The sequence below is a fragment of the Leisingera daeponensis genome, assembly GCF_019801465.1.
GTDB lineage: Bacteria > Pseudomonadota > Alphaproteobacteria > Rhodobacterales > Rhodobacteraceae > Leisingera > Leisingera daeponensis_A.
On the sequence record NZ_JAHVJA010000014.1, the window covers coordinates 20,789 to 34,935 of the forward strand.

Below are 14,147 nucleotides of genomic sequence, written 5' to 3' on the forward strand. Positions count from 1 at the left end.
CATGCGCAAGCTGCCCGGCATAGTCCTTGCTCTTCTATGGGCCGCCACCGGTACTTTTGCCGGGCCATCGCGCGTGGTGTCGATGAACCTCTGCACCGACCAGCTGGCGATGCTGCTTGCAGCACCCGGCCAGCTGGCCTCGATCTCCTACATCGCGCGGGACACACGCGCCTCGGCCATGGCTGGCGCGGCCATGGCTTATCCTGTTAATCACGGGCTGGCAGAGGAGATTTTTCTGCTGCAGCCCGATCTGGTAATTGCCGGCGCCTATTCAACACCTGCCACCACGGAAATGCTGCGCCGTCTTGGCGTGCCGGTGGTGGTGTTCCAGCCCGCCAGCTCGCTGCAGGAGGTGCGCGCACGTATCCTGCAGATGGGTCAGGTTCTTGGCCGCGAAGAAACGGCCCGCGCACTGCTGGCAGACTACGACCAGCGACTGGCAAAGCTCGAGCAAGCCGGACCGGGGGCGCCACGCGCCGCGCTTTATGCCGCCAACGGGTTCACTTCCGGCAGCATGACCCTCGCGGGCCGGGTCCTGCGTGCGGCGGGGCTGCGCAATATCGCGGATGAGCTGGGCCATGCGCACTCCGGTCATATGCCGCTGGAACTGCTGGCGTTGGCCGCGCCGGATCTGCTGATCGGCACGTCGCCCTATCCGCGCGCCTCGCGCAGCGAGGACAATCTGGCGCATCCGGTGGTGCGCCAGCTGGCCGCCCGCAGCGGCGCCGGGCAGATGCGCGATGCGGATTGGGTCTGCGGCACCCCGCATGTGCTGCGCGCGGTGGAAACCCTGGCCGCAGAGCGCCGCCTGTTCATAGAGAAGGAGAGCCGGGAATGACCCGTCTGTTGCAGGTGCTGGCCGCAGCGATGGTGGCGCTGTTCCTGCTGTCGCTCACAGTGGGGCCGGCTGATGTGGGCGCCGGCGAAAGCCTGGCCGCTCTGTTTGACGAGGGTTACGGGCCGCTCACCCTGGTGATGCGGGAAATCCGGCTGCCGCGGGCGCTGCTGGCGGTGATCATCGGCGGCGGGCTGGGGATGGCGGGTGCCGCGATGCAGGGCTACCTGCGCAACCCGCTGGCTGAGCCAGGGCTGATCGGTGTGTCCTCCTCGGCTGCTCTAGGCGCGGTGCTCGCGATCAACACCGGGCTGGCGGCTAGCCTGACGCTGGGTCTGCCGCTGGCCGCTCTGGCGGGTGCTCTGGCAGGTGTCTTTCTGGTGATGGCGCTAGCTGGGCCGCAGGGCGGCTCGCTGACGCTGATCCTGGCGGGCATTGCGATTTCGGCGATGGCGGCGGCGCTCACGTCGCTGGTGCTGAACCTGTCGCCCAACCCCTTTGCCGCCAATGAGATCGTGTTCTGGATGATGGGCTCGCTGGCGGACCGCTCGATGCTGCATGTCTGGCTGGTGCTGCCCTTTGCGCTATCGGGGGGCGCGATCCTGCTGACACTGGCGCGGGGTCTGGATGCGCTGACCCTGGGCGAGGATGCGGCGCAGACCATGGGGATGAACCTGAACCGGCTGCGGCTGCTGTTGGTTGTCGGGACTGCCGCCATTGTCGGCGGCGCCACTGCTGTGGCGGGCGCTATCGGCTTCATCGGCTTGGTGGTGCCGCATATCCTGCGCCCGCTGGTTGGCGGCCAGCCGTCGCGGCTGCTGTGGGCCTCGGCACTTGGCGGCGCCATCATGCTGCAACTGGCTGACATTGCGGTGCGGATAATCCTGCCTTCGCGGGACCTCAAGCTGGGAGTGGTCACCGCCCTGGTCGGCGCGCCGCTGTTCCTGCACCTGATCTACAAGACGCGGAAGGGGCTGGCATGAGCGTGCTTTCGGTCCGGAACCTCTCCGTCACCTTGCGGAACCGCCCGGTGCTCCGCGATGTGTCCTTTGAAATCCAAACAGGTGAATTCGTCGGCCTGCTGGGGCCAAACGGCGCTGGCAAAAGCAGCCTGATGCGCGCCGCCCTGGGGCTGATCCCGGCGCAGGGGCACAGCTCGCTGGCGGAGATGAGTGCCGCGGAACGCGCCCGCGCGGCGGCCTGGATGCCCCAATCGCGCGAAATCGCCTGGCCGATCCCGGTAGAGCGGCTGGTGGCGCTTGGCCGCCTGCCGCATCTGCCTCAGGGGCTGCGGCTGCCGCCCGGCGATCAGGCGCTGGTCGACCAGTCGATTGAGCGCATGGGGCTCGGCCCGTTCCGTCAGCGCGCCGCCTCCCGCCTGTCCGGCGGCGAGCAGGCCCGCGCGCTGATTGCCCGTGCATTGGCGCAGGATACGCCGCTCCTGATGGCCGATGAACCCGCAGCGGGGCTGGACCCGGCGCATCAGATCTCCACCATGGAGGTCTTTGCCAGCCTCGCTGCCGAAGGCCGCGCCGCGCTGGTCTCGCTGCATGACCTGGGGCTAGCGGCGCGCCATTGCACAAGGCTGATCCTGCTGGCCGAAGGCAGCATCCTCGCCGACGGGCCGCCCGCCGAAGTGCTGACTCCGGACCTGATGGCCCGCGCCTTTGGCATCTCGGTCTGGCATGAGATAACGGCGCAAGGGCCGGTGTTCCAGCCGCTGGAGGTTCTGTGATGGGCACGGTCACCCTGGAACGCCCCTGGATCGAGTTTGACCTCGGCGCAGAGATGCAAGTGCTGAGCTGGGCGGTGAACCGCCCCGGCCTTGTTACCGCCCGCCGCATCCTGTGGCGCGAGGTCAGGAACCGCGATCTGCCGCGGGAACTGGATGTGACCGAATGGTTTGCCGGTGAACTGGCACAGAGGGGCTGCGAGGATGCCGTGGCCTTCCTGACCTCGCGGGATGTGCGCCGCTATTGCGAGGCCTCAGCCGCTGTAGAAGGCATCAGCGCTCAGGCGGTGGCCACTGTCGGCCTGTCCAATGCCGAAAGGGCCGGCAGCCGGATGGATTACGCCAGCCGCAACTGGGGCACCATCAATGTCGCCCTGCGCCTCTCCGAAGGACTGACCCAGGCCGGACTGATCGAGGCGATGAGCATAGCGGTCCAGGCCCGCACCGCCGCAGTGATGGAGGCGGGCATCGCCCTGCCAGGCGGCATCGCGACCGGTACCGGAACCGACTGTGTTGCGGTGGCGGCACCGGCTGGTGCAACTTCCTATGCCGGGCTGCATACCGCTACCGGCGAAGCCATAGGCAAAGCCGTTTACCAGGCTGTCCATCTGGGCGCCCTGGAATGGAAATCAACCAACAGGAGGGCAGCACATGCCTGAGCTTCACCAAGTGCTGAAAGATGCGCTGATGCAAGAAGATTGCGGCTGGAACATGGGGTCTTTTGGCGCCATTGCCGAGTTCCATCATGTCTATGGCGACCCGGCCCCGCAGGAGCATGCCGGGCTTATGCAGGTAACCCCCCGCGGCGGCGTGCGCATCGACAACTTGGAGGGCGTGCGCCCGGTCGCCTATGAGACGCTCAGTCCAAAGCCGCACCGCTGGACGCAAGCCGTGTCGCTGTGCTTGCCGCATGACGCCGCCGCGATGAACCAGCGCGTTGCGCTGACCGCGCTTGGCCCCGACGAAGATGCGCTGCGCGACGAAGACCGCGGCACCCAGCTGTTCGACACGGGGCTGGGCCAGTATCAGGCGGATTTCTGCATCCGCACCGCCGACCCTGAGCTGCTGGAGGTGCTGAACGAAAACGCCGGCCGCTCGCTGTTTGAGCACGGCAACCCAGCGATGGGGGCAATCCTGAAGCACCATCCGCACCGGGTGCTGCTGACCCGCCTTGGCCGGGTCGAAGTTTATCAAATGATCGGCGGTCCCGACACCGGCGGCAAGTCTCCCGAAGGCCCGCACACCCATGTGCTGCCCAAACTGCTGCGTGCCGAGCGCACCCATTCCGCCAACACGCCCATCCCCGAAGGCTGGGTGCCCTGCTGCGGCGTCCATCCTGAGAACCCGGTGATAGGCCGCCTGGGCGAGGACAAGGTCTTCAACCGCGCCGCCTTTGACGCGTTCCAGAAACTGCTGAGCACTTGGGGCGCCGAAGCATACTGCCAGGGCAAGCAGGCGGTCTGGGAGCTGCTGGAGACGGAAATTCCGGCTGAGGATGCCGTAGAGCCCGACACCCGCGAAGGCCGGGCCGGCTGGCGCAATGGCATCCGGCAATGGCGGGTGCTGCATGGTCCGAACCGGCTGACCGAGGCTTACGCCGAACGCTTTGACCGCGGCACTGAGCAAACTGATCCGGAAAACCCGGGCCACTGACGGAGGCTGCGATGTCCCTAGCCCCTCTCCTCGATTTCATGGCCCGCGGCGGCCCCGCCCTGTGGGTGATCGCGGCGCTGTCGGTACTGACCCTGGCGCTGTTCTTCTGGCGGGTGATCGGGCTTGCGCAGGCGGGTGCCTGGCGCAAACCGCAGGCTGACGCCTGGCTCGGTCAATGGCGTGCGGGGGGCACCCCGCCCAACAGCGCAGGCCGCACGCCGCTGGACCGGGTGACGCAGTCCGCGATGCGGGCGCTTCTGACACCTGAGTTCAGCCCAGACACCGCGGAAAAAGAGACCACCCGCATTGCCAAGGCAGAGCTGGCGGGCCTCCGCCGCGGCCTGCGCCCGCTGGAGCTGATTGCCGCCGTAGCGCCTCTGGTCGGGCTCCTTGGCACCGTGCTGGGGATGATCGGCGCGTTCCAGGCCCTGCAGGAAAGCGGCAGCGGCGCTGACCCTTCGGTGCTGGCCGGCGGCATCTGGGAGGCGCTGCTGACCACGGCGGCGGGCATGGCGGTGGCAATCCCGGCCTCGGCTCTTGCCTCCTGGATAGAGGGGCTGGCTGAGCGTGAGCAAGCCGCAATGGAGGACGCCGCGACCCGTGTGTTCTCCGCGGCAGCCGCCCGCCCGGCACTGCGGCACGCCGCAGAATGACACTTGCCTTTGGAACACCGCGCGCGAAAAAGCGCCTCAGCCTCGCGCCGATGATCGACGTGGTGTTTCTTCTGCTGGTGTTCTTCATGCTCGCCTCGCAATTCGGCCGCGACCGGGTGGTGCCATTGGCCATGGACGGCGCGGGCAGCGCCTATCAGGGGCCGCCACGTCTGGTTCAGGTGACCGCCGAAGGGTTGCGGCTGAACGGGGTTCCAGCGGAGGAAGAAGCCCTGACGGAGAGGTTGACTGCGCTGACCCACAAGAAATCGGATGCGATCATCCTGCAACCGGACACCAAGGCTTCGCTGCAGCAGCTGATGGATGCGGCAGGTCTGCTGTCCGGAGCCGGCTTCACCGGCCTGGTGGTGATGGAGTGAGCGGCATGAATTTCTCAACACCCAAGAAGCGGCAAGCAGGCGAGCCAATCCTGCCGATGATCAATGTGGTGTTCCTGCTGCTGATCTTCTTCCTTCTGTCCTCACAAATCGCGCCACGCGCGCCCTTTGCGGTGACCCCGCCGGAGCTGGAAAGTGGTGAACCTCCGACGCCGGAGGCGGTGCTGTTCATGGCCGCAGACGGCCAGCTGCATTTCTCCGGAGCTGAAGGTGGGGACGCCCTGGCCGCTGTTGCGGCGCAGGCAGCAGAACTTGAGGTCCTCACACTGCGCGCCGATGCCGGGGTGCCTGCCCGCGAGGTTGCGGCGCTGATCTCCCGGCTGCGCGACGCAGGCATCAAGGCTGTCAGCCTGACAGGTACAGGCTCTTGACCCGGCGCGCCTTGTTCCCCGCCTGCCTTGCCGCCGCCGCTGTGCTGCACGCCTTGCCATTTCTGACAATGCGCGAGGGCGGCACAAGGGCAGCCGGCTTCGGCAGCAGCGGCAGCGGGCAAGTGACACTGGCGGCCGCCTCTGAGGCGCTGACGCAGCAGGTCTCTGACTGGAACCGTCCGCCGGAGGTCCACACGCCAGCTCCTGCCAAGGCCCCAGCCGACCCACCGCAGCAGCCTGTGCAGGCTGCCGCTCCGGCTGCGCCTTATGCCCCGCACGCTCCGGCAGCTGTCAGTTCGCCTGTGCTTGCCGCTGCACCCGCCGCGGACACAGCACCTGCGCGGCAAGTATCACCGCCGCCTCCACCACCTCCGCCCGCTGCAGCGGCACCCGCCCCATCCCCCGCACCTTCAACGGAAAGTATGCAAGAGCAAGCTGCCGGCAGCAGCCGCCAACAGGCCAAGGGCGACGGCGGCGCAGATGCGGCCACCACCGGAGATACAAAGCGCACTGCCAGTCTCAAGAACCGCTGGGGTGCAGCAATCATCTCGCGGATCGAGCGGCAGAAACGCCCGCCCCGCGGTGGCGGGGAGGGGACAGTACGGCTACACCTAACGGTCTCAACCCAGGGGCGTTTGATGACCGTTTCTATTACCCGAAGCTCCGGCAACGCAAAGGTAGATCAAGCGGCAGTAGCCGCGGTAAAAAGAGCCCGTGTGCCGCGTGCTCCCAAAGCCCTGGCGCCCGGCAGCTACAGCTTCACATTCCGCACGACATTTACCGGCTGATTGCAGCTTTCTCCGGCCCTCTTCACATTGTGGAACACATCTAAGGTGTAAGTAAGTGCCAGCTTGTTGACACACTTAGATGTTTCAACCGCAAAAGCATTAGGTATGTCTGCGAAGGGTATAGAAAGAGACAAGCTTTATACTGTCCCAAAAACTGTCATCCCAGCCCGCTGGCAATTTTCAAAGGATCGATGTTTCGTTTTCAATAGATCGACAGACCTCCAATTTGAACGTCCGATTTAATGGCGCAAAGTTTGTGGCTGGTTGGCTGCAGCGAATTTTTTCTTTCCGCCCAGCGAGCATGAACGACCCCGGTGATCTGCTATTAGGACGAAGGTTCGCAATACGGCGGCCTGCAGCCATTGTCCCCGGCGACCGGAGCGACGGCTTTGTCCGGCGACCTGTGAATTCGAGTGATAGATCTCGCTGCAGCATGCTTGAACGGCTGGTTTTCACGCTGCTCAGCGGCGCCCAAAATGATGCAGTCGCGGCGATTCTGCTGCTGCGAGCGCGTGCAGCGAAAAAATCCAAGGTTCAAGTTGGGCTCTTACCGCAAATTCGCCGCACCGGACGTGAATGGCTGTTCTCCGAGATAGAGACCGTTTACCTGGTCAGGCTTGGACCGGCAGTCAGGCGGGACGAACCGGACTTTTGCCCGTGCGGCATTTGCATGCGTAGAAAATGCTCGCTGGCGTCGCACGGTTCTGGCTGTGAAGCGGCAATTGCCGGCATAGCGGTCATTGAAAAGACAGTCATGCCCAAGGCTGATCGCCACTCCAACGCTCGACCGCCTGAAACGCGGTTGTAGGTCGGCGGAGAACTGTCATTTGCTGCATTTGTAAATGCAACTCCCCGTCCATTCAGAAAGCAAGCATCGCGCCTCTGCTTTCAACTCAGATTCAATGCCATCAGGCAGTGGGTTCTGACTGTTCCTGCTTAGCCGGATACGGCTCATTCAGGCGCAGCAAGGCAGTTTCCTCTTCGTGAGACCGCAATTCTCTGGTCAGCCAATCGCGCACCGAAGCGAGACCCGGCAGGTCTTCTTCGGTGCGGAATTGGAGGAAGTACAGCGAACTGTTGGATTTCCGCACCAGGCCGACGGGCTTGATCAGGCCGCCGGAGAGCAAAAGGTCCGCGGCGACGATGTCATCTCCCAATGCGATTCCCTCGCAGGCAATCACCTTGCTGAAAATTGTCTGTGTGGAGTGGAAGATGGGGCCATTGCGGAGGCCCGGGTGCTGCACGCCGGCATAAGCAAGCCACTTGGCCCAGCCAGAGGCATCATCTTCATGAAGCAGCTGGAAGCCGGCCAGGCTGGACGGATCGGCCATTTGTTGTCCCGGCGGCAGCAGCTCCGGGCTGCAGACGGGAAACTCGTAGCCGGTCCGGAGGTAGGCCGACTGATACTCTGGCCAGTCACCGCGGCCAAAGTGGATGGCGACATCGGCATTGCCCCTGAGATAATCCTCGACGCTGCTGCCGAATGCGACCTCCAGCTGAATCCCCGGAACCGCGGCCTGCAGCGCGCTCAACCGGGGCCCAAGCCAGCATTCGACAAAACCGGCATTGGCGAACACCTTCAGCTTCTGGTGTTCAGTTTCACCACACATAGGCTTGCGGATCAGCCCGGTCACTGCAGCCATTTCATCAAAGGCGGAGGCAATGGTGCCGAAATATGTCCGGCCTGCGTCGGTCAGGACGACTTTCCGGTTGAGCCGCTGAAAGAGCTGAACCCCGAGCCAGTCCTCAAGCTTCTGGATCTGATGGCTCACCGACGAAGGCGTGACGCAAAGCTCGTCCGCCGCACGCTTGAAGCTGGCGTGGCGGGCCGCAGCCTCGAAGGCGCGCAAGGAGGTTAGCGGAGGCAGATGTCTTTTCATGATCCTTCGGGCACCCTTTCAGGTGAATCTATTCGATCTGAACGGTTCGATAAACATCGTTTGTTCTATTGCAGCCATTCCGCCACGCTGAAGCCAGCCCCGAAACACAAACAGTCAAAGACGGGTGCCACATGACAGCAGGGAGAACCACCATGTCAGCAAAAACCGGAACCCGGGCTCTATACCGGCGGGCGTTGAACACCACTGCGGCGGCGTGTCTTCTGATAGGCGCAGCGGCGTCTCAGGCCAGTGCAGACAGCCAGCAGGTGAATATCACCGCCTGGGCCGAGTATTTCCCCCGCGAGGTGCTCGACAGCTTCGAAGCGGAGACCGGTATTTTCGTTGTCTATGACTATTTTGACTCGCTGGAGCAGCTGGAAACCAAGATGCTGGCCGGCGCCACAAACTATGATGTGGTGTTGCCGTCGGCTTTGGTCGCCAACCGGCTGATGCAAGTCGGTGCGCTGGCCGAACTCGACCAGGAAAAGCTGCCGAACCGGGGCAATCTCGACCCGAAGATCATGGAATTCCTGTCCCGGCATGATGAGGACAACCGTTTCGGCGTGCCGTATCTGTGGGGAACCACCGGCGTCATCCACAATCCTGCCCTGATTGCCGAACGCATGGAAAATGCCCCGGTCGAAAGCCTCCGCATGATCTTCGATCCGGACGTGGTTTCAAAATTCGCCGATTGCGGCGTCGCTATCATCGATTCACCGGAAGAGATTATGGCGATCGCCTTGAATTATCTGGGCCTGAACCCTTTCACTTCGGACAAAGCGGATTTCGACAAGGCATACGAAATGCTGGCTGAGGTCTGGCCGCATGTGCGTCACTTCAAAACCGCCTCCATCATCAACGACTTGGCCCGGGGCGACCTGTGCCTGGCGTTGGGCTGGAGCGGCGATGCAGGCCTTGCCAATGCCCGTGCGCTTGAAGCCGGTAATGGCGTCGAGATTGCCTACTCCATCCCCCAAGAAGGAACCGAGGTCTTTTTCGACTTCATGTCGGTTCCGGATGATGCCCCGCACCCGGAGAACGCTCATGCCTTCATCAACTACATGATGAAGCCGGATGTCATCGCCAGCGTCACCAATCTTTACTACTACCCGAACGGCAACCAGGCATCGCTCGAATTCGTGGCCCCGGAAATCCGCAACGATCCCAATGTGTATCCGGCGCCGGAACGGATGAGCAAACTGTTCCCGAACCTGCCGCGCGATCAGAAAAGCCTGCGCCTGCTGAACCGCGCCTGGACCCGGTTCAAGACCGGCCGCTAAGCCGCCTCCCACTCAAATTCAGCCCACAGCAAGGAAACAAGCTGCGTCCTCGCGGCCTGGGTTCCCTGTGCCGCGTGCTATCCAAAGGAGAACAACCAGATGACACAGAAGACTGATACCCCCTTCGCCCATGGCTTCCGTATGCCTGCCCGGTTTGACCGGCACGCCCGAACGCTGCTGACCTGGCCGCCCGCCGAAGAGGCAGTGGGCACCGATGTTGAGGGCTTCCGCAAGGAGACGGAACGCCTTGTTCATGCCATCAGCCGCTACGAACCCGTCACGCTGATCGCCGATCCCAAAGACGTAGCAGATGCACGTGAGCGCTGCGGGGAAGTTGCGGAAATCTTCGAAGCCCCGGTCGATGCTTCATGGATCCGTGACAACGGCCCTATCTTCGTGCGCAACGATGCAGGCGAAGTGGCCGGCGTGCATTTCGGCTTCAACGGCTGGGGCGACCGGGCTGTCAGCGAAAAGACCCAGGAGATGCCGTCGAAAGTGCTGGAACATCTCGGGGTGCCCTGTTTCCGCACGTCCTTCATCGGCGAAGGCGGCGGCATGTCAGTGGACGGCGAAGGCACACTGATCACCACCGAGCAGAATATGCGCAACGTGAACCGCTACGCCGGAATGAGCCGCAAAACCATTGAACAGAACCTGCATGACTTTCTCGGCATTGAAAAAGTGATCTGGTTGCCGCTGGGTCTTTACGAGGACGCCGGCACTGACGGTCATGTCGATAATGTTGTTGAATATGTGGCCCCAGGCCGGGTCTTGGCGCAGGTGGTTACTGACACAGCCAACCCGAATTACGATCTGCTGCAGGAGAACCTTGAAATCCTTAAGAGTGCCCGGGATGCGCAAGGCCGCCAGCTCGAGATCATCGAAATGGATGTGCTGCCCTACAGCACCAAACTGCCCGGCCGCCGGCTCGCCACCCCTTATACCAATGCCTATGTCATCAACGGTGCGGTTGTGACACCGGAGGTCGATCCCAAGCTCGACGACCGCGGCTTTACGATCTTGCAGCAGGCCTATCCGGGCCGCGAAATCGTCCCCTGCCGCAGCGAATGGCAAGCTGTGGGCGGCGGCGGTATCGGCTGCGTTACCCAGCAGGTGCCGGCCGGCACGAATGTGGAGGGCTAAGCAATGCGCATGGTTACCGTCGCAGCCACCCAGATGACCTGCAGCGCGGATGTGAAGAGCAACGTGGAAGACGGCGAGCGCCTGATCCGTGAAGCTGCTGCCAAGGGCGCCAATATCATCCTGCTTCAAGAGCTGTTCGAGGGTTACTACTTCTGCCAGGACGAGGACCCGGAGCATTGGAAGCGCGCCCTGCCGGCCAAGGGGCATCCGACACTGGAGCACTTTCAGGGCGTCGCGCGCGAACTAGGCGTGGTGCTGCCTGTCTCCTTCTACGAGAAAGCCGGAAACGCGCGGTTCAACTCGATTGCGATCATGGACGCCGACGGGCGGAACCTCGGCATTTACCGCAAGAGCCATATCCCGCATGGGTTCGGCTACCAGGAGAAGTTCTATTTCTCCCCCGGCGACACTGGCTTCAAGGTCTGGGATACCGCCTATGGCCGCATCGGCGCAGGCATCTGCTGGGACCAGTGGTTCCCGGAATGCGCCCGCTCGATGGCATTGATGGGGGCGGAAATCCTGTTCTACCCGACCGCCATCGGCTCCGAGCTTGGCAGCACGCAATGGAACTCTGCCGCCCACTGGCAGCGGGTGCAACAAGGCCACGCTGGCGCCAGCCTGGTGCCGCTGGTGGCTTCCAACCGGATCGGAACCGAAGCCGGGCTTGAGGGAACCGAAATGACCTTCTACGGGTCTTCTTTCATCGCCAACCAGTTCGGCGAGAAGGTGCAGGAAGCGGACCGGGTCAGCGAAACCGTCCTGGTGCATCGCTTCGACCTGGATGAAGTGGCCAGCCACCGGGACTACTGGTGCGTTTACCGCGACCGTCGGCCAGAGCATTACGGTATCCTGTCTAGCCTTGACGGAAAAGTAAGTCACTGAACCTGCTGACAACCGATTCCTCTACACTGGGGGTTTTGACCTGTCTGTTGGAGTAGTCCCCTGACCATCGCGCTTCGCACGGCAAGCAGATCCCCGACATCGCCAGTACTCAACGCTAAATGATGGTACAACCAGAACGCATAGACGATGATCTCGCTAGGAAAACGGTACCCGTTCTGGCGTTACAGCGTAGATGGTATCTTCATTCCGGCCGCCTAACGAAAGCTGGCGGGTAAAGAAATTGGCAATGCCGCCTGCACTGCTGGAGACAGTACCGAGACCACTACTCTCCCTCATCTTCTGAACGGCGTTCTTCCCAGTGAAAGTAGTGCAGGAAACGATGTATAATCGGTGCCATCAAAGTCGCAACCGTTGCCAGAAACACGAAGCCAGCATAAAGAGCAAACAGACTGGCGAAAAGCTTCGCCGCGGTCGCTTCAGGAATTTCTGCCATGCCGAGGCCGCTGAGCAAAGTGGTTGCGTGCAAGGTGCCGGTTACCCAATGCATGTCTCCAAGTATGGCGAAGCCGATCGCGCCACCGTGATGGACGCCAGGAGTAAACCTGCAGCAGTGAGGAAATGCAGGACCAATCGTCGCCTGAAACGCTTTGGAGAGGGAGGCGGGTCGATGAGACGTTCGTACACAGGCGGAACCTTATCAATTAATTTATAGACAGGGCACTGGTATCTCGCGGCTCGAAACCGGTCTGGCGCAGCGACCCCACACTCCCGGGTTTGCTTTGCCCGACCGTAGGGTTGGTTTGAGGCAATTCGACAATCCCCTGAGTCGGGATTAGAGGATGTCATCATACGCTTGGCTGTTTTCAACCTATCCAGACCGCGGCCAAGCCACAGTAAACATGACTTTCTAAGCCTGTGAGCGTGCTAGTACCGAGGTGACGACATTGTCCTCGTGCATGGAATCCATGAAATGGGAGAGGTGTGGAAACTCCCGCCACGATTTAGGAAAGTTCGTGGACCACCGTGTCATAACAAAAGCGTAAGCATCAGCGACGGTTCGTTTGCTGCGGTACACGTGGCCAGTCCTGCCAATTGTGTTGTCAAGGTGATCAAGCACGCGTTCAACCCGTGCATAGGAGGCTGTTCTTGCTGCCTCAAGGCTCTCCTCGGTTTCGTCGGTGGTAAAGCGCTGCGGTGCAAAATACGGCCAGAATGCCGGATGAAAATCACCGGTCAAGAAGCTCATGATTTCGTTGAACTCGAACCGCGCTTCGAGGCCCGTGTCAGCTCCTAAGTCGCTGTCCGGGTAGCGTTCGGCAATATACTGCAGGATTGCGTCAGCCTGCGTCATCGGGCGGCTGCCGCCAATGTCCAAGGCAGGCACCATCCCAAGTGGATTAATCTTCCGGTAGCTCTCTGACCGTGGATCTGCTTGCTCAACTTCATGCTTTGCCCCCGCCCACTCCAGAGCGATCCAGCAAGCAAGAGCGCAGGTCCCTGGGGCATAGTACAGTTTCATAGCGTCCTCCAATTTGTTGCGTCACAATTTGTGAAACCAGCGCAGATAGATGCTAGTTCTTCATTCCTAATCCCAAACCTGTGCAATTCGCGGGGGCGGGACTTGATCCGTGCTTGTTCCTATTCATTCAGTGCCAACTCCTCCTGCAGAAATTCGATAAACCGCTGAGTTTTCGCCGGGAGCAGCTTGGATTCCGTGACAACATGGATCGGCCGGGATTCCCCTTCCCATCCTAGTAGAACCCTTTCTACCCGTCCCGCAGCGAGATCGTCTGCGACCACATGTTCAGACATGAAAAGTATACCCATGCCTTGGACAGTAAGGTGCCGTAGCAACCCTGCACTGTTGACCGAAAAACGCCCCTGAACCTGTACCTCAGCTTCTCCGCGTTCTTTTGATTGCAAGTGCCAGGTTTTCAGGTTGGGCATCGTCAAACAGTCATGCTGCGACAGATCCGAAGGGTGCGCAGGAATGCCGTTCACCTCCAAATAATCCGGGGAAGCGAAAAGCTTAAAGCGTACCCGGCCGATGACGCGGGAAATCAGCCCATCCGCCTGCGGTGCGGCCATCCTGATCGCGAGATCATATGGCTCGGAAATCAGATCCACGTTTCGCGGGGTCAAGTCGAGATCAAAATCGATGCCAGGATACCTTTCTGCAAACTTTGGGAAGAGGGGCCCCAGCCACACGATTGCGAAATCCACCGGCAGGGACATGTGCAGTGTTCCGGATGGCTGAGTTACCATCTCGCCGAGTTCTTCGTGTGCTACCCCTGCTTCTTCGACAATCCTCTTGCACCGGTCAAAATAGAGTTGCCCGGCTTCCGTCGGCTCGACTCGGCGTGTGGTGCGATGGAGCAGACGCAAACCGATGGCTTTTTCCAACGCAGTGATACGCCGGGAAAGTGTCGAATTCGGGACACCAGCAGCCTTGGCAGCGCCCCGGAAACTGCGGGCTTTCACCACTTCGACAAAAAGAGCCATATCATTCAGATGATTAACCATATTGCGCCATTTTTGGAATACTGGTTCCCATTTGAACACCTTTATGCCGTG

18 protein-coding genes and 1 pseudogene are annotated in these 14,147 nt (G+C 61.8%); 13 read left to right on the top strand and 6 right to left on the bottom strand.

Features of this window, described 5'->3' with window-relative positions; all coding sequences use genetic code 11:
- Window position 1 precedes the first annotated feature (1 nt).
- From KUV26_RS20450 to KUV26_RS20485, 8 genes are read left to right on the top strand one after another with little or no spacing between them, the layout of a single operon-like run.
- Window positions 2-838: an ABC transporter substrate-binding protein gene (locus tag KUV26_RS20450; RefSeq protein ID WP_222505949.1), complete on the top strand. Its 837-nt coding sequence runs from the start codon at window positions 2-4 to the stop codon at window positions 836-838.
- Window positions 835-1,818 (top strand): FecCD family ABC transporter permease, encoded by a 984-nt coding sequence (locus KUV26_RS20455; protein ID WP_222505948.1) that lies wholly within the window; start codon window positions 835-837, stop codon window positions 1,816-1,818. Before KUV26_RS20450 ends, KUV26_RS20455 begins: the two co-directional genes overlap by 4 nt.
- Complete coding sequence (locus KUV26_RS20460) at window positions 1,815-2,570, top strand: ABC transporter ATP-binding protein (RefSeq protein WP_222505947.1); 756 nt, start codon at window positions 1,815-1,817, stop codon at window positions 2,568-2,570. Before KUV26_RS20455 ends, KUV26_RS20460 begins: the two co-directional genes overlap by 4 nt.
- Window positions 2,570-3,226 (top strand): adenosylcobinamide amidohydrolase, encoded by a 657-nt coding sequence (locus KUV26_RS20465; protein ID WP_222505946.1) that lies wholly within the window; start codon window positions 2,570-2,572, stop codon window positions 3,224-3,226. Before KUV26_RS20460 ends, KUV26_RS20465 begins: the two co-directional genes overlap by 1 nt.
- Window positions 3,219-4,220: a DUF6925 family protein gene (locus KUV26_RS20470; protein WP_222509772.1), complete on the top strand. Its 1,002-nt coding sequence runs from the start codon at window positions 3,219-3,221 to the stop codon at window positions 4,218-4,220. Before KUV26_RS20465 ends, KUV26_RS20470 begins: the two co-directional genes overlap by 8 nt.
- 11 nt (window positions 4,221-4,231) lie before the next feature.
- Window positions 4,232-4,873 carry a MotA/TolQ/ExbB proton channel family protein gene (locus KUV26_RS20475; protein ID WP_222505944.1) on the top strand — a complete coding sequence of 214 codons (642 nt, stop codon included), beginning with the start codon at window positions 4,232-4,234 and terminating at the stop codon, window positions 4,871-4,873.
- Window positions 4,870-5,250: an ExbD/TolR family protein gene (locus KUV26_RS20480; RefSeq protein ID WP_222505943.1), complete on the top strand. Its 381-nt coding sequence runs from the start codon at window positions 4,870-4,872 to the stop codon at window positions 5,248-5,250. The genes KUV26_RS20475 and KUV26_RS20480 overlap by 4 nt, the downstream gene beginning before the upstream one ends.
- Before the next feature lie 5 nt (window positions 5,251-5,255).
- Window positions 5,256-5,639 carry a biopolymer transporter ExbD gene (locus tag KUV26_RS20485; RefSeq protein ID WP_222505942.1) on the top strand — a complete coding sequence of 128 codons (384 nt, stop codon included), beginning with the start codon at window positions 5,256-5,258 and terminating at the stop codon, window positions 5,637-5,639.
- Window positions 5,640-5,930: 291 nt separating this feature from the next.
- On the opposite strand, the gene KUV26_RS23750 is transcribed toward KUV26_RS20485, so the two are convergent.
- Window positions 5,931-6,053 (bottom strand): hypothetical protein, encoded by a 123-nt coding sequence (locus KUV26_RS23750; protein ID WP_261399033.1) that lies wholly within the window; start codon window positions 6,051-6,053, stop codon window positions 5,931-5,933.
- Between the two features lie 8 nt (window positions 6,054-6,061).
- Between KUV26_RS23750 and KUV26_RS23875 the strand changes: the two genes are divergently transcribed.
- Together KUV26_RS23875 and KUV26_RS20495 are read left to right on the top strand one after the other, a co-directional pair.
- Window positions 6,062-6,427, top strand: coding sequence for a TonB family protein (locus KUV26_RS23875; protein WP_158525098.1), 366 nt, complete (start codon window positions 6,062-6,064; stop codon window positions 6,425-6,427).
- Window positions 6,428-6,860: 433 nt separating this feature from the next.
- Complete coding sequence (locus KUV26_RS20495; protein ID WP_222509773.1) at window positions 6,861-7,235, top strand: hypothetical protein; 375 nt, start codon at window positions 6,861-6,863, stop codon at window positions 7,233-7,235.
- Window positions 7,236-7,335: 100 nt separating this feature from the next.
- On the opposite strand, the gene KUV26_RS20500 is transcribed toward KUV26_RS20495, so the two are convergent.
- On the bottom strand, window positions 7,336-8,061 hold the full coding sequence (locus KUV26_RS20500; RefSeq protein WP_315900156.1) for a LysR substrate-binding domain-containing protein: 726 nt from the start codon (window positions 8,059-8,061) through the stop codon (window positions 7,336-7,338).
- Window positions 8,062-8,118: 57 nt separating this feature from the next.
- Window positions 8,119-8,307, bottom strand: a pseudogene (locus KUV26_RS23755) (LysR family transcriptional regulator); the annotation flags it as partial.
- Window positions 8,308-8,459: 152 nt separating this feature from the next.
- On the opposite strand from KUV26_RS23755, the gene KUV26_RS20505 reads away from it, so the two are divergent.
- The 3 genes from KUV26_RS20505 to aguB all read left to right on the top strand — a co-directional run bounded on the left by KUV26_RS20505 (window position 8,460) and on the right by aguB (window position 11,612).
- Entirely contained in the window at window positions 8,460-9,587 is a 1,128-nt protein-coding gene (locus KUV26_RS20505; RefSeq protein ID WP_222509775.1) for an extracellular solute-binding protein, read from the top strand.
- A 99-nt stretch (window positions 9,588-9,686) separates the two neighbouring features.
- Window positions 9,687-10,730: an agmatine/peptidylarginine deiminase gene (locus KUV26_RS20510; protein WP_222509776.1), complete on the top strand. Its 1,044-nt coding sequence runs from the start codon at window positions 9,687-9,689 to the stop codon at window positions 10,728-10,730.
- A gap of 3 nt (window positions 10,731-10,733) precedes the next feature.
- Window positions 10,734-11,612 (top strand): N-carbamoylputrescine amidase, encoded by an 879-nt coding sequence (gene aguB, locus KUV26_RS20515; RefSeq protein ID WP_222509777.1) that lies wholly within the window; start codon window positions 10,734-10,736, stop codon window positions 11,610-11,612.
- Window positions 11,613-11,895: 283 nt separating this feature from the next.
- Here aguB and KUV26_RS20520 read toward each other — a convergent pair whose 3' ends face one another.
- The 3 genes from KUV26_RS20520 to KUV26_RS20530 all read right to left on the bottom strand — a co-directional run bounded on the left by KUV26_RS20520 (window position 11,896) and on the right by KUV26_RS20530 (window position 14,096).
- Complete coding sequence (locus KUV26_RS20520; RefSeq protein ID WP_222509778.1) at window positions 11,896-12,120, bottom strand: hypothetical protein; 225 nt, start codon at window positions 12,118-12,120, stop codon at window positions 11,896-11,898.
- Between the two features lie 360 nt (window positions 12,121-12,480).
- A complete protein-coding gene (locus KUV26_RS20525) occupies window positions 12,481-13,092 on the bottom strand; it encodes a glutathione S-transferase family protein (protein ID WP_222509779.1) in 612 nt (203 codons plus the stop codon).
- Between the two features lie 119 nt (window positions 13,093-13,211).
- Window positions 13,212-14,096: a LysR family transcriptional regulator gene (locus tag KUV26_RS20530; protein WP_222509780.1), complete on the bottom strand. Its 885-nt coding sequence runs from the start codon at window positions 14,094-14,096 to the stop codon at window positions 13,212-13,214.
- Window positions 14,097-14,147 lie beyond the last annotated feature (51 nt).